Origin of the sequence: Serratia sp. CY56464 (assembly GCF_052168435.1) — a bacterium.
Taxonomy (GTDB): domain Bacteria; phylum Pseudomonadota; class Gammaproteobacteria; order Enterobacterales; family Enterobacteriaceae; genus Serratia; species Serratia marcescens.
In genome coordinates, this window is the sequence record NZ_JBJNMV010000007.1 from 168,097 (window position 1) to 182,258 (window position 14,162).

General features: G+C 58.2%; 16 protein-coding genes. 15 read left to right on the forward strand and 1 reads right to left on the reverse strand.

The genetic code is table 11. The features are described from left to right. Positions 1 to 2 precede the first annotated feature (2 nt). The 6 genes from kefB (at position 3) to ACJ8KE_RS22495 (ending at position 6,586) form a co-directional block, all read left to right on the forward strand. Positions 3 to 1,811: a glutathione-regulated potassium-efflux system protein KefB gene (gene kefB / locus ACJ8KE_RS22470; RefSeq protein ID WP_015379275.1), complete on the forward strand. Its 1,809-nt coding sequence runs from the start codon at positions 3 to 5 to the stop codon at positions 1,809 to 1,811. Between the two features lie 14 nt (positions 1,812 to 1,825). After that, a complete protein-coding gene (locus ACJ8KE_RS22475; protein ID WP_079452453.1) occupies positions 1,826 to 2,029 on the forward strand; it encodes a YheV family putative zinc ribbon protein in 204 nt (67 codons plus the stop codon). A gap of 112 nt (positions 2,030 to 2,141) precedes the next feature. Further along, the gene (gene slyD / locus ACJ8KE_RS22480) at positions 2,142 to 2,729 is read left to right on the forward strand and encodes a peptidylprolyl isomerase (RefSeq protein ID WP_004930407.1); all 588 of its coding nucleotides are present in this window, start codon (positions 2,142 to 2,144) and stop codon (positions 2,727 to 2,729) included. A gap of 92 nt (positions 2,730 to 2,821) precedes the next feature. Further along, positions 2,822 to 3,850 (forward strand): LacI family DNA-binding transcriptional regulator, encoded by a 1,029-nt coding sequence (locus ACJ8KE_RS22485; protein WP_079452454.1) that lies wholly within the window; start codon positions 2,822 to 2,824, stop codon positions 3,848 to 3,850. A gap of 122 nt (positions 3,851 to 3,972) precedes the next feature. Beyond that, positions 3,973 to 5,412 carry a Na+/H+ antiporter NhaC gene (gene nhaC / locus ACJ8KE_RS22490; protein ID WP_016930332.1) on the forward strand — a complete coding sequence of 480 codons (1,440 nt, stop codon included), beginning with the start codon at positions 3,973 to 3,975 and terminating at the stop codon, positions 5,410 to 5,412. A gap of 1 nt (position 5,413) precedes the next feature. Next, the gene (locus ACJ8KE_RS22495) at positions 5,414 to 6,586 is read left to right on the forward strand and encodes a MalY/PatB family protein (protein WP_306376984.1); all 1,173 of its coding nucleotides are present in this window, start codon (positions 5,414 to 5,416) and stop codon (positions 6,584 to 6,586) included. Between the two features lie 15 nt (positions 6,587 to 6,601). On the opposite strand, the gene ACJ8KE_RS22500 is transcribed toward ACJ8KE_RS22495, so the two are convergent. Beyond that, the gene (locus ACJ8KE_RS22500; protein ID WP_442517376.1) at positions 6,602 to 6,829 is read right to left on the reverse strand and encodes a SlyX family protein; all 228 of its coding nucleotides are present in this window, start codon (positions 6,827 to 6,829) and stop codon (positions 6,602 to 6,604) included. 356 nt (positions 6,830 to 7,185) lie between these two features. Here ACJ8KE_RS22500 and fkpA point away from each other — a divergent pair, with 356 nt between their 5' ends. The 9 genes from fkpA to ACJ8KE_RS22545 form a co-directional block, all read left to right on the forward strand. Beyond that, positions 7,186 to 8,025 carry an FKBP-type peptidyl-prolyl cis-trans isomerase gene (gene fkpA, locus ACJ8KE_RS22505; protein ID WP_016930330.1) on the forward strand — a complete coding sequence of 280 codons (840 nt, stop codon included), beginning with the start codon at positions 7,186 to 7,188 and terminating at the stop codon, positions 8,023 to 8,025. Positions 8,026 to 8,397: 372 nt separating this feature from the next. Further along, on the forward strand, positions 8,398 to 9,120 hold the full coding sequence (locus ACJ8KE_RS22510) for a helix-turn-helix transcriptional regulator (RefSeq protein WP_004930418.1): 723 nt from the start codon (positions 8,398 to 8,400) through the stop codon (positions 9,118 to 9,120). Continuing rightward, the gene (gene tusD / locus ACJ8KE_RS22515; protein ID WP_016930329.1) at positions 9,120 to 9,509 is read left to right on the forward strand and encodes a sulfurtransferase complex subunit TusD; all 390 of its coding nucleotides are present in this window, start codon (positions 9,120 to 9,122) and stop codon (positions 9,507 to 9,509) included. The genes ACJ8KE_RS22510 and tusD overlap by 1 nt, the downstream gene beginning before the upstream one ends. A 7-nt stretch (positions 9,510 to 9,516) precedes the next feature. Further along, entirely contained in the window at positions 9,517 to 9,876 is a 360-nt protein-coding gene (gene tusC / locus ACJ8KE_RS22520) for a sulfurtransferase complex subunit TusC (RefSeq protein WP_016930328.1), read from the forward strand. A gap of 9 nt (positions 9,877 to 9,885) precedes the next feature. Further along, positions 9,886 to 10,173: a sulfurtransferase complex subunit TusB gene (gene tusB, locus ACJ8KE_RS22525; RefSeq protein ID WP_019456119.1), complete on the forward strand. Its 288-nt coding sequence runs from the start codon at positions 9,886 to 9,888 to the stop codon at positions 10,171 to 10,173. Positions 10,174 to 10,316: 143 nt separating this feature from the next. Then, positions 10,317 to 10,691, forward strand: coding sequence for a 30S ribosomal protein S12 (gene rpsL, locus ACJ8KE_RS22530; protein WP_004930426.1), 375 nt, complete (start codon positions 10,317 to 10,319; stop codon positions 10,689 to 10,691). A 96-nt stretch (positions 10,692 to 10,787) separates the two neighbouring features. Beyond that, positions 10,788 to 11,258, forward strand: a complete 471-nt coding sequence (rpsG, locus tag ACJ8KE_RS22535; protein WP_004956203.1) for a 30S ribosomal protein S7 — start codon at positions 10,788 to 10,790, stop codon at positions 11,256 to 11,258. Positions 11,259 to 11,351: 93 nt separating this feature from the next. Continuing rightward, on the forward strand, positions 11,352 to 13,466 hold the full coding sequence (gene fusA, locus ACJ8KE_RS22540; RefSeq protein WP_028127620.1) for an elongation factor G: 2,115 nt from the start codon (positions 11,352 to 11,354) through the stop codon (positions 13,464 to 13,466). A gap of 70 nt (positions 13,467 to 13,536) precedes the next feature. Further along, positions 13,537 to 14,162: GTP-binding protein (locus ACJ8KE_RS22545; RefSeq protein ID WP_305179645.1), on the forward strand; the 626-nt coding region annotated here is incomplete at its 3' end.

Here is a 14,162-nt window from a genome sequence, read left to right on the forward strand (position 1 = left end):
TCATGGAAGGATCGACCTTACTGACCGCCATTTTGCTGTTCCTGTTCGCCGCGGTGGTGACGGTGCCGATCGCCCGTCGTCTGGGGATTGGCGCGGTGCTGGGCTATCTGATCGCCGGCATCGCCATCGGCCCGTGGGGGTTGGGCTTCATTCGCGACGTCGACGAGATCCTGCACTTCTCCGAGTTGGGCGTGGTATTCCTGATGTTCATCATCGGCCTGGAGCTGAATCCCAGCAAGCTGTGGGAGCTGCGGCGCTCGATTTTCGGCGCCGGCGCCGGCCAGGTGTTGATCACCGCGGCGGTGCTGGGCGCGCTGCTGTACCTGACGCACTTCGCCTGGCAGGCGGCGGTGATCGGCGGTATCGGCCTGGCGATGTCTTCCACCGCCATGGCGCTGCAGCTGATGCGCGAAAAGGGCATGAATCGCAACGAAGGCGGGCAGCTGGGTTTCTCGGTGCTGCTGTTCCAGGATATGGCGGTGATCCCGGCGCTGGCGTTGATCCCCATTCTGGCCGGCGCTGGCGGCACCAGCGACGACTGGGCGAAGATCGCGCTCAAGGTGGCGGCGTTCGGCGGCATGCTGATCGGCGGCCGCTTCCTGCTGCGGCCGCTGTTCCGCTATATCGCCGCTTCCGGCGTGCGCGAGATCTTCACTGCCGCGGCGCTGTTGCTGGTGCTCGGCTCGGCGCTGTTTATGGAGACGCTTGGCCTGTCGATGGCGCTCGGCACCTTCATTGCCGGCGTGCTGCTGGCGGAGAGCGAATACCGCCACGAACTGGAGATCTCCATCGAGCCGTTTAAAGGGCTGCTGCTGGGACTGTTCTTTATCTCGGTGGGCATGGTGTTGAATATCGGCGTGCTCTACACCCATCTGGCCGAGGTGTTGATCGGCGTGTTGGCGCTGGTGGCGGTCAAATCCGGCGTGCTCTACGGGGTGTCGCGGCTGTTCGGCCTGCGTAGTTCGGTGCGCCTGCAGTTTGCCGGCGTGCTCAGCCAGGGCGGCGAGTTTGCCTTCGTGCTGTTTTCTGCGGCGGGCGCGCAAAAGGTGCTGCAGCCGGATCAACTCTCTTTGCTGCTGGTGGTGGTGACGCTGTCGATGATGACCACGCCGCTACTCATGCAGGCCATCGACCGCATTTTGGCGCGCCGCTACAACGCCAAAGGCGAAGACGAGGAGACGCCGTACGTAGAGGACGACGATCCGCAGGTGATCATCGTTGGCTTCGGGCGTTTCGGCCAGGTGATCGGCCGCCTGTTGATGGCCAACAAAATGCGCATTACCGTACTGGAACGCGATGTCAGCGCCGTCGGTGTGCTGCGGCGTTACGGATATCAGGTTTATTACGGCGACGCCACCGAGCTGGAGCTGTTGCGCGCGGCGGGCGCCGAAAAGGCCAAGTCGATCGTGATCACCTGCAATGAGCCGGAAGACACCATGGAGATCGTGCGGTTGTGCCAACAGCACTTCCCGAATCTGAGCATTCTGGCGCGGGCACGCGGCCGCGTGGAGGCGCATGAGCTGCTGCAGGCGGGCGTGAAACAGTTCAGCCGCGAAACCTTCTCCAGCGCGCTGGAACTGGGGCGCAAGGCGTTGATGGAGTTGGGCATGCACCCGCATCAGGCCTTCCGCGCCCAGCAGCATTTCCGCCGCTTGGATATGCGCATGCTGCGTGAACTGATGCCGCCGCATCAGGGCGACGTGGCGCAAATTTCCCGCGTGAAAGAGGCGCGGCGCGAGCTGGAAGAGCTGTTCCATCGCGAAATGCAAAAAGAAAGTCGCCAGTTCGACGGCTGGGACGAATACGAATAAGCGGGAGCATAACGATGTCTGCAACACGTAAGAGATTTATCGCCGGGGCGGTGTGCCCGAGCTGTAGCGCTATGGATACGTTGGCGGTATGGCGGGAGAATCAGGTGGAAGTGGTGGAGTGCGTCAAGTGCGGCCACCATCAGCGCCAGACCGAACAACAGGTGGAAAAACACGTTCGCCCGCAAGAGCAGGTGATCGGCATTTTCCAGCCGAAGTAGCGTTTTTTTATCCCGGAGGGTACAGCGAGGCAGATTTCCGTTACAATCTGTCCGGAAAAGGCGCGCATCCCGATAACGGTGCGCGTCCTAGTAGCCAACGGTAGGAGATATCATGAAAGTAGCAAAAGACTTGGTGGTCAGCCTGGCTTACCAAGTACGTACAGAAGACGGTGTTTTGGTTGATGAGTCTCCGGTGAGCGCACCGCTGGACTATCTGCACGGGCATGGTTCTCTGATCGCAGGTCTGGAAAAAGCGCTCGAAGGCCACGACGTTGGCGATCGTTTTGACGTTCACGTCGGCGCGAACGACGCGTACGGCAACTACGACGAAAACCTGGTGCAGCGCGTACCGAAAGACGTCTTCATGGGCGTTGACGAACTGCAGGTCGGCATGCGTTTCCTGGCTGACACCGATCAGGGCCCGGTACCGGTTGAAATCACCGAAGTTGACGGTGACCACGTGGTGGTTGACGGCAACCACATGCTGGCCGGCCAAAACCTGAACTTCAACGTGGAAGTTGTCGCGATCCGCGAAGCGACCGCAGAAGAGCTGGCGCACGGTCACGTACACGGCGAGCACGACCATCACCACGAGCACGGTGAAGGCTGCTGCGGCGGTCATGGCCACAGCCACGATCACGACCATGGTCACGACCACGGTAAAGGCGGTTGCGGTAACGGCGGTTGCGGCTGCCACTAAGCAGAACGCAATCCCGAGACAAGAGGGCGGCCATTGGCTGCCCTTTTTTATGCGCGGCGCACCAGGCGCCGAACGGCACAACAGGACATGCCATGGCCACCATGAAAGACGTTGCGCGCCGCGCCAGCGTTTCCACGGCCACCGTCAGCCGGGTGATCAATAATACCGCCTACGTTGAACCGGTGACCCGCGAACGCGTCGAGAAAGCGATGCGCGAGTTTAACTACCACCGCAACGCCGCCGCGCTGGCGCTGGCGAAAAGAAGCGGCAATATGCTGGGGTTGCTGACCGGCAACCTCGACGATCCGTTTTTCTCACGCCTGGCGCGGGGCGTGGAAGACATCACGCGGCAGGCCGGCGTGCGTTTGATGTTGTGCAGCGGCGGGCATCAGGCCGAACTGGAAAAAAGCGGCCTCGACTTTCTCATCAATCAGGGATGCGAAGCCATTGTGGCGCACGTCACGCGCATGGGAGAAGAGGAGCTGCTGCGCTACGCCGCCCACACGCCCGCGCTGGTGCTGATCAATCGCTACCTGCCGGCCATCGCCAATCGTTGTATTTGGCTCGACAATGCCAAGGCGGCGCAGGCGGCGACCAAGCTGCTCATTCGTCAGGGGCATCGGAGAATCGCCTGCGTGACGACGGATCTGCCGATCGACGACCGCGCGCAGCGGTTAGCGGGTTACCGCCAGGCCATGGCCGCCGGCGGCATTGAGGTGCCCGGCAGCTGGATCATCAGCGTGCCCTTTAATGAAAGAGGGGGCGAACTGGCGGCCGAGCGCGTGCTGGCCAGCGACCAACGCTTCACCGCCGCAGTGACGTTCAACGACGTGATGGCCGCCGGCATGATGCGCACCTGCCACCAACGGCAAGTTCCGTTGCCTGAAGCGCTGTCGATCGTCGGTTTTGACGACATTGCCCTGGCGAAATACCTCCACCCCGCGTTGACCACCGTGCATTACCCCATAGAGAAAATGGCCCGACGTGCCGCGCGTCTGGCGCTACAAATCCACAGCGGCAGCGACGTCGCGCCGCAGAACAACCGCTTTTCGGCCGAACTTATCCTGCGGGACTCCGTCGCCGATGGTGAGAGGCCTGAGCAAAGCAAGCGCGGCGAATGAGAGGCGGTTCACATAACGCCATCTCATGAAACCGATTACATGGCCAGTGGCCTGCGCTCACATCCTCCGATTACCGAAGCCATTACGCTGTTGCAGTACCCCCTCTTCAACAGGAGCCGTATATGGATAATAAGAAAACGCTCAACCTTGGGCTGGCGACGCTGCCGATTGTGGCCATGCTGTTGCTGCTCATCATCGGCTATGGCCAGTTTGGCCTGCGCATTGAACCGCTGTTGCTGGTTTCCGCCGCCATCGCTGCCGCGTTGGCCTGGTGGCAAGGCTACCGCTGGGATGACATCATCGAGGCCATCGTGGCCAAGCTGGCTAAGGCGATGCCGGTGATCATGATCCTGATCTGCGTGGGCGGCCTGATCGGCACCTGGATGATCAGCGGCACAATCCCTTACATGGTGTATTGGGGGCTGAAGCTGATTAGCCCGCAATACATTCTGATCGCCGCGTTCTTCATCACCAGCGTGATCTCGGTGTGCACCGGCACCTCGTGGGGGGCGGCCGGCACCGTGGGCGTGGCGCTGATGGGCGTGGCCGCCGGTCTGGACGTGCCGCTGGCCGCCGCGGCCGGGGCAGTGGTGTCCGGCGCCTACTTCGGCGACAAAATTTCGCCGTTGTCCGATTCGACGAACTTCGCGGCTATCGTCGCGGATACCGATCTCTACAGCCATATCCAGCATCTGATGTACACGACGCTGCCGAGCTTCATCCTGGCCGCCGTGGTGTACCTGATCGCCGGCCACACCGGCGCGGTGGGCAGCGTGGCAACGCCGGAAAAAGTGACCGAAATCGTCAGCGCGCTTGAGGGGTTGTACCATTTCAATCTGCTGTTGATCCTGCCGCCGGTGCTGGTGCTGTGGGGCGCGGTGACTAAACGGCCGGTGATCCCCGTCATGCTGGCCGCCTGCGCGCTGGCGATCGCCATCGGCGTCGCGCTGCAGGGTTTTAGCCTGCAACAGGGGCTGAATGCGTTGATGGACGGTTTCAATCTGTCGATGTTCGCCAGCCAGGGCCATAACGTCGAAGGGATTGTCGCCGATGTGCCGCGCCTGCTGAACCGCGGCGGCATGTTCTCGATGATGAGTACGATCCTGCTGGTGTTCTGCGCCTTTTCCTTCGCCGGCGCCTTGACGCTGACCGGCGCGCTGACGGTGATCATCAGCCGGCTGCTGAAAGTGGTGCACACCACCGGTCAACTGATCGCCGCTACCGTTGCCACCACCATCCTGGTGACCGGCGCGACCAGTGACGGCAAGCTGGCGCTGCTGATCCCGGCGGAGCTGTTCAAAGGCGCCTATCGACGCATGGGGCTGGACAACAAAAACCTGTCGCGCACCGTCGAAGATGCGGGCACCGTTATCGAGCCGCTGATCCCGTGGACGGCCGCCGGTATTTACATGGCGACCACGCTGGGAGTCAGCACGCTCGATCTGCTGCCGTGGGCGATCCAATGTTATGCCGCGGTGGTGTTCGCCCTGATTTATGGGTTCACCGGCTTCGGTATCGCCAAACTTCAACCTCAGAACGACTTGCAGCGTAAGGAAGCCTGACATGACGAGTCATTTCAACGCCATCATCGATCGCCACAACACCAGCTCCGTGAAGTGGGACTTCATCGACCGCTATCTGCAACTGGATGGCAGCGAACTGTTGCCGATGTGGGTGTCCGATTTCGATTTTCCATGTCCGCCAGAGGTGCAACAGGCGCTGCATCAGCGGGTGGAGCACGGCGTCTTTGGCTACAGCGAACGCGACGACGCCTACTATCAGGCGGCGATCGACTGGTTCGCCAAGCGGCACGACTTGCCGCTGCGGCGCGAGTGGTTTACGTCGATTGAAGGGGTGGTGCCCGGATTGGCGATGCTGATCCAACTGCTCAGCAAGCCGGGGGACGGCGTGGTGGTGCAGGGGCCGTATTATGGCTCGTTCGCCAAGATAGTCACCATGAACGGCCGAGAGGTGCTTGAGAATCCTCTGTTGGAAACTCCGCAGGGATATCGGATCGATTTCGACCAGTTGGCTGCCTGTCTGGCGCAGCGTAAACCGCCGCTGTTGTTGCTGTGCAATCCGCACAATCCGACAGGCCGTTGCTGGCGCCGCGATGAACTGGAGCGGCTCATGGCGCTTTGCCATGCCCACGACGTCACGGTGATCTCCGATGAAATTTGGGCCGATCTGCTGCTGCCCGGCGAGACGTTTACGTCGGTGTTGCACCTGGACGAGAAATATCGCGAGCGAGCGATTGCGGCGACGTCCGCCAGCAAAACCTTCGGCCTTTCCTCGCTGCGCATTTCGAATTTCCTGATCCCCAACGCCCGGCTGCGGCAGGGGTTTATCGATCGGCTGAACGCCCACGGGCTGGATGTATTCAACGCGCTGTCGATGACGGCGGCGACCGCGGCCTATCAACGGGGCGCTGCCTGGCTTGATGAGCTGCTCGGCTACCTGGCGGAGAATCGGCGTTGGTTTGAGCGGGCGCTGGCGGCCGCCGCGCCCTGGTGCTCGATGACCCAGGCTGAAGGGACCTATCTCGCCTGGCTGGATTGCCGTGCACTGGGTTTGAACGATGCTGACTTACAGCAGGCGCTGGTGGCGGTGGTGAAGCTGGCGCCGTCGATGGGCAGCGGTTTCGGCCCGCAGGGGAGCGGTTTTATCCGCATCAACCTGGGGTGCCCGCGCCGGTATCTCGAGCGTGCCGTCGAAGGGCTGGCACGCCTGAAATAACCGTACAGCGGGCCCTCAATAGTGCGGCGGAGGGGTTTCTTCCGATTGCGAGGCGATCATTGAGGTTTGGGTCGAGCGCAGCTTGTCGGTCAACATGCGCAGGTGTTTGCGCATCTTCAGCATTTCCATTTGATGCTGGATGACGGTCTGGTTGAGCTCTTCGATGGTGAGCTCTTGGAAGGCCTGACGGCTCTCCAGTTCTTCAAGCCGCTGTAGCAGGCGTTGAATGTCGGCGTTGTGCATGAGGCTACCTCTGACGCGATAAAATCCTGATTCGGCGCTATGGTAACAGCTGACGCCGGGTTTGCTCGCGCTATTTCTCCAGGCGGCGCGCAACGTTGCGATCGGCAGTGTAAAGTGCTGAAAAGTTGCACGCCCGATACGCCGTTTTTTGCTAACCTCGCCGAATATTCTGCAAGAAAAATCTGATTTATCATGCGAGTAGCACGCAGGGGGAAACTTCTTGGCAAAGCGGGAGTCACACTTTGACTCGATTGGTTACCTGTGCGACTGTTTTGTTTTGTTTCAGGCAGCTATAGTAGCCCGGTTATCTTACCTAATGATTGTTTGGGGCATTGCTTCAGACACTGGAGAAATGGATGAAATCTTTGTTTAAAGTCACGCTTCTGGCAACCACCATGGCTTTTGCTCTGAATGCGACCCAGGTCATGGCAGCCGATGCCGCCAAACCGGCAGAAGCCGCTAAACCAGCGGACGCGGCGGCAGCACCGAGCACCGGCAAGTTCAAAAACGACGACGAGCAAGCCGCTTACGCACTGGGTGCGTCTCTCGGCCGCTACATGGACAACTCTCTGAAAGAGCAAGAGAAGCTGGGCATCAAGCTGGACAAAGATCAGCTGATCGCCGGCGTTCAGGACGCGTTCGCCAACAAGAGCAAGCTGAATGACGCCGACATCGAGAAGACCCTGCAGGGCTTCGAAGCGCGCGTGAAGGCTTCCGCTCAGGCGAAGATGGAACAGGACGCCAAGGACAACGAAACCAAAGGCGCCAAGTACCGCGACAGCTTCGCTAAAGAAAAGGGCGTGAAGAAAACCGAATCCGGCCTGCTGTACCAGGTAGAGAAACCGGGCGCGGGTGAAGCGCCGAAAGACAGCGACACCGTGGTAGTAAACTACAAGGGCACCCTGACCGACGGTACCGAGTTCGATAACTCCTACACCCGCGGCGAGCCGCTGTCGTTCCGTCTGGACGGCGTGATCCCTGGCTGGACCGAAGGCCTGAAGCACATCAAGAAAGGCGGCAAAATCAAGCTGGTGATCCCGCCGGCATTGGCCTACGGCAAAACCGGCGTTCCGGGCATCCCGGCTAACTCCACGCTGGTGTTCGACGTTGAGCTGCTGGACGTGAAAGCGGCGCCGAAAGCCGACGCTAAAGCCGAAAAACCGGCTGACGCGAAAGCAGACGCCAAAGCGAAATAATCTCGTCGCTCTGTTTGCCACCGCCGCGGATGCCCTCCGCGGCGGTTTTCATTTCGGCCGCCGCCGCCTCTCTCTCCATTGAACGCTTGACGCCTGCCGGGCATCGGGCTTAACGTCAATACCACGCGCAAACGCAAGGACTTTGCTCCGGCCGCTTTGCTAGACTAATAATTCTGACTTATCAGTCATGCGTCTGCCCCTTAGGGCGTGTACCTAAAATTGTTCCCGGCCGCCTCGCCCGCGGATGTCATCGTGCCGTTTATGCTGCTCTCAGCCAGCCGCGCTGCGGCGTGCCGACGACGGCAGCGATCCGGTCCGAGCGGTTTTAGCTGCGCCCCCTGGCACAGGCGATCTATGAGGGTGGTATCTTCGATGTCGAATTCGCTTTTATCCAGCGAAGCCAGCGAACTTGATTTGCTGAATGAACGTCCGTTTACTCAAACGGATCATGAAATCCTGAAATCCTATGAAGCGGTGGTCGATGGGCTGGCGATGTTGATCGGCGGCCACTGCGAGATCGTATTGCACGCGCTGGAAGATCTGAACAGCTCAGCGGTGCGCATCGCCAACGGGGAACATACCGGGCGTAAAATCGGTTCGCCGATCACCGACCTGGCGCTGCGCATGCTGCACGACATGGCCGGCGACGACAGCAGCGTGTCGAAAGCCTACTTCACCCGTGCCAAGAGCGGCGTGCTGATGAAGTCGGTGACCATCGCCATTCGCAATCGCGAACAGCGGGTAATCGGTTTGTTGTGCATCAACATGAACCTCGATGTGCCGTTCTCGCAGATCATGCAGACCTTTATGCCGCCGGCCACGCAGGACGTGCCGTCGTCGGTGAATTTCGCGTCTTCAGTCGACGATCTGGTGGCGCAGACGCTGGAGTTCACCATCGAAGAGGTGAATGCCGATCGCTCGGTATCCAATAATGCCAAGAACCGCCAGGTAGTGCTCAACCTCTATGAGAAAGGCATCTTCGACATCAAGGATGCGATCAATCAGGTGGCGGATCGCCTGAATATCTCCAAACACACCGTGTATTTGTACATCCGCCAGTTCAAGAGCGGCGATCTGTTGGGAAGCGACCGTTGATGCTCGATTATTGTCTGTTGGTCACCGGCCCGGCTTACGGCACGCAGCAGGCCAGCAGCGCCTATCAGTTCGCGCTGGCCCTGCTGGCGAAAGGGCACCGGCTTTCCAGCGTCTTTTTCTACCGTGAAGGGGTGTTGAACGCCAACCAGCTGACCGCGCCCGCCAGCGATGAGTTCGACCTGGTGCGCGGTTGGGCGCAGCTGGCTCAGCAACACGGCGTGGCGCTCAACGTCTGCGTGGCCGCCGCGTTGCGCCGCGGCGTCACCGACGAGCGGGAGGCGGCGCAGCAGGGGCTGGCAAGCGCCAACCTGCAGCCCGGTTTTACCCTGAGCGGGCTGGGTTCCCTGGCCGAAGCGTCGCTAAGTTGCGACCGTCTGGTACAGTTCTGAGGATAGGATGAAACGAGTCGCTTTTGTTTTCACCCATGGGCCGCACGGCGGCGCCAGCGGCAGGGAAGGGCTGGATGCGCTGCTCGCCACGTCGGCGCTCAGTGAAGATGTGGGGGTGTTTTTTGTCGGCGATGGCGTATTGCAGCTGTTGCCGGGCCAGCAACCGGAAAAGATTTTGGCGCGCAATTACATTGCCACCTTCGGCGTGCTGCCGCTGTATGACGTGGAGCGGTGCTATCTGTGCCAGGCTTCACTGCAGGAACGCGGATTGAGCCAGGTGAACGATTGGGTGCTGGATGCTGAAGTACTGGCGCCGGACGAACTGCGCCGCGAGCTTGCCGGCTACGACGCCGTGATGACGTTTTAGGATCCTCTGATGCTGTATACCCTGAGCCATTCGCCAAACCAATGTGACTTACCTGCGCTGCTGCGCCTGACGGCGGAGGGCGACGCGCTGCTGCTGTTGCAGGACGGCGTGCTTGCAGGCCTTGCCGGCAGCGCCCATCTTGAATTGCTGCTCGCCGCCCCCATATCCCTTTATGCGTTGCAGGACGACCTGGAAGCTCGGGGATTGGTTGGTCATTTTTCGCACAAAATCACTGTCGTCGGCTATAATCACTTCGTTGAATTAACCGAACAACACCGCAGCCAAATGGCCTGGTAATGAGAGTGATGTTGTATATTTCTTGACACCCATACTGGTCAGCCCTAAAATTCTGCGTCCTCGTACTTTGCCAATAGTGCATACGAGGGGATTTATCACATGTTTACGAAGCTAGTACGAAGCAAAAACCAGGAGCTTTTTTAATGGCAACAATTAACCAGCTGGTTCGCAAACCACGCTCTGTGAAGGCTGCTAAAAGCAACGTTCCAGCGCTGGAAGCCTGCCCGCAGAAACGTGGCGTATGCACCCGCGTATACACCACTACCCCGAAAAAACCAAACTCCGCACTGCGTAAAGTTTGCCGTGTGCGTTTGACCAACGGTTTCGAAGTGACTTCCTACATCGGTGGCGAAGGCCACAACCTGCAGGAACACTCCGTAATCCTGATCCGTGGCGGTCGTGTAAAAGACTTGCCAGGTGTGCGTTACCACACCGTCCGTGGTGCACTTGACTGCTCCGGTGTTAAAGACCGTAAGCAAGCTCGTTCCAAGTACGGCGTGAAGAAGCCAAAGGCTTAATGGTTCTCCGTTAAGTAAGGCCAAACGTTTTAACTTTAATGTCAAAATAAACTCGTAGAGTTTTGGACAATCCTGAATTAACAACGGAGTATTTCCATGCCACGTCGTCGCGTAATCGGCCAACGTAAAATCCTGCCAGATCCTAAGTTCGGATCTGAGCTGCTGGCCAAATTTGTAAATATCCTGATGGTAGACGGTAAAAAATCTACTGCAGAAGCAATCGTCTATACCGCGCTGGAGACCCTGGCTCAGCGTTCTGGTAAAGATCACCTGGAAGCTTTCGAAGTCGCTCTCGACAACGTTCGCCCGACTGTAGAAGTTAAGTCGCGTCGCGTTGGCGGTTCTACTTATCAGGTACCAGTTGAAGTCCGCCCGGTTCGTCGTAATGCTCTGGCAATGCGTTGGATCGTTGATGCTGCACGTAAACGCGGTGATAAATCCATGGCTCTGCGCCTGGCGAACGAGCTGTCTGACGCAGCAGAGAACAAAGGTTCTGCTGTTAAGAAGCGTGAAGACGTTCACCGTATGGCCGAAGCCAACAAGGCGTTCGCCCACTACCGCTGGTAATCACCCGGCTGTAGTCATGCTAACCAAGCGGGCGCGTCAAATCGGCCCGCTTGGGTTAACTGAACTTGAACGCCCTAGGAATAGAGGAATCAAATGGCTCGTACAACACCCATTGCACGCTACCGTAACATCGGTATCAGTGCTCACATCGACGCCGGTAAAACCACCACTACCGAACGTATTCTGTTCTACACCGGTGTAAACCACAAAATCGGTGAAGTTCATGACGGCGCTGCCACCATGGACTGGATGGAACAGGAGCAGGAGCGTGGTATTACCATTACTTCTGCAGCGACTACTGCCTTCTGGTCTGGTATGGCCAAGCAGTTCGAACCGCATCGCGTAAACATCATCGACACCCCAGGGCACGTTGACTTCACCATCGAAGTAGAACGTTCCATGCGTGTGCTGGATGGCGCGGTAATGGTTTACTGTGCTGTTGGTGGTGTTCAGCCACAGTCTGAGACCGTATGGCGTCAGGCTAACAAATACAAAGTGCCACGTATCGCGTTCGTTAACAAAATGGACCGCATGGGCGCTAACTTCCTGAAAGTTGTTGGCCAGATCAAATCTCGTCTGGGCGCCAACCCTGTTCCTCTGCAGCTGGCTATCGGCGCAGAAGACAAATTCACCGGCGTTATCGACCTGGTGAAGATGAAGGCGATCAACTGGAACGAAGAAGACGCAGGCGTAACCTTCGAATACGAAGACGTGCCGGCTGACATGATGGATCTGGCTGAAGAATGGCGCCAGAACCTGATCGAGTCCGCTGCGGAAGCTTCCGAAGAGCTGATGGAAAAATACCTGGGCGGCGAAGAGCTGACCGAGGAAGAAATCAAATCCGCTCTGCGTCAGCGCGTGCTGAACAACGAAATCATCCTGGTTACTTGTGGTTCTGCGTTCAAGAACAAAGGCGTACAGGCGATGCTGGATGCGGTAATCGAATACCTGCCGGCACCAACTGACGTTCCTGCGATCAACGGTATCCTGGACGATGGCAAAGACACTCCGGCTGAGCGTCACGCAAGTGATGACGAGCCGTTCTCTGCGCTGGCGTTCAAAATCGCTACCGACCCGTTCGTGGGTAACCTGACCTTCTTCCGCGTGTACTCCGGCGTTGTTAACTCCGGCGACACCGTGCTGAACTCCGTTAAGGCTGCGCGCGAGCGTTTCGGCCGTATCGTTCAGATGCACGCCAACAAGCGTGAAGAGATCAAAGAAGTTCGCGCAGGCGACATCGCCGCTGCGATCGGTCTGAAAGACGTGACCACCGGGGACACCCTGTGTGATCCAGACTCTCCAATCATCCTGGAGCGTATGGAATTCCCTGAGCCGGTAATCTCTATCGCCGTTGAACCAAAAACCAAAGCTGACCAAGAAAAAATGGGTCTGGCTCTGGGCCGTCTGGCTAAAGAAGACCCGTCATTCCGCGTATGGACTGACGAAGAGTCTAACCAGACCATCATCGCCGGTATGGGTGAACTGCACCTCGACATCATCGTTGACCGTATGAAGCGTGAATTCAACGTTGAAGCTAACGTGGGCAAACCTCAGGTAGCTTACCGCGAAGCGATTCGCGCGAAGATTACCGATGTTGAAGGTAAGCACGCCAAGCAGTCTGGTGGTCGCGGTCAGTACGGTCACGTTGTGATCGACATGTACCCACTGGAGCCGGGCTCTAACCCGAAAGGTTACGAGTTCATCAACGACATCAAAGGTGGTGTAATTCCTGGCGAATACATCCCTGCCGTTGATAAAGGCATCCAGGAGCAGCTGAAGTCTGGTCCGTTGGCTGGTTACCCGGTAGTAGACATGGGTATTCGTCTGCACTTCGGTTCTTACCACGACGTTGACTCCTCTGAACTGGCGTTTAAACTGGCCGCGTCTATCGCCTTTAAAGAAGGCTTTAAGAAAGCGAAACCAGTTCTGCTTGAGCCTATCATGAAGGTTGAAGTTGAGACTCCAGAAGAGAACACCGGTGACGTTATCGGTGACTTGAGCCGTCGTCGCGGCATGCTGCGCGGTCAGGAATCTGAAGTGACTGGCGTTAAGATCCACGCTGAAGTACCGTTGTCCGAAATGTTCGGCTACGCAACTCAGCTGCGTTCTCTGACTAAAGGTCGCGCATCATACACCATGGAATTCCTGAAGTATGATGATGCACCGAACAACGTCGCTCAGGCCGTAATCGAAGCCCGTGGCAAATAAGCCGCAGGGTTAAAACCAAAGTCCCGTGCTCTCTCCAGAAGGGGAGAGCGCTATAGTAAGGAATATAGCCGTGTCTAAAGAAAAATTTGAACGTACAAAACCGCACGTTAACGTTGGTACTATCGGCCACGTTGACCACGGTAAAACTACCCTGACTGCAGCGATCACCACCGTACTGGCTAAAACCTACGGCGGTTCTGCACGTGCTTTCGACCAGATCGATAACGCGCCAGAAGAAAAAGCTCGTGGTATCACCATCAACACCTCTCACGTTGAATATGACACCCCGACTCGTCACTACGCGCACGTTGACTGCCCAGGGCACGCCGACTACGTGAAAAACATGATCACCGGTGCTGCTCAGATGGACGGCGCGATCCTGGTAGTAGCTGCGACTGACGGCCCAATGCCTCAGACTCGTGAGCACATCCTGCTGGGTCGTCAGGTTGGCGTTCCTTTCATCATCGTATTCATGAACAAATGCGACATGGTAGATGATGAAGAGCTGCTGGAACTGGTAGAAATGGAAGTTCGCGAACTGCTGTCCGCTTACGACTTCCCAGGCGACGACCTGCCAGTAATCCGCGGTTCCGCGCTGAAAGCGCTGGAAGGCGAAGCTGAGTGGGAAGCGAAAATCATCGAACTGGCCGAAGCCCTGGACAGCTACATCCCAGAGCCAGAGCGTGCTATCGACAA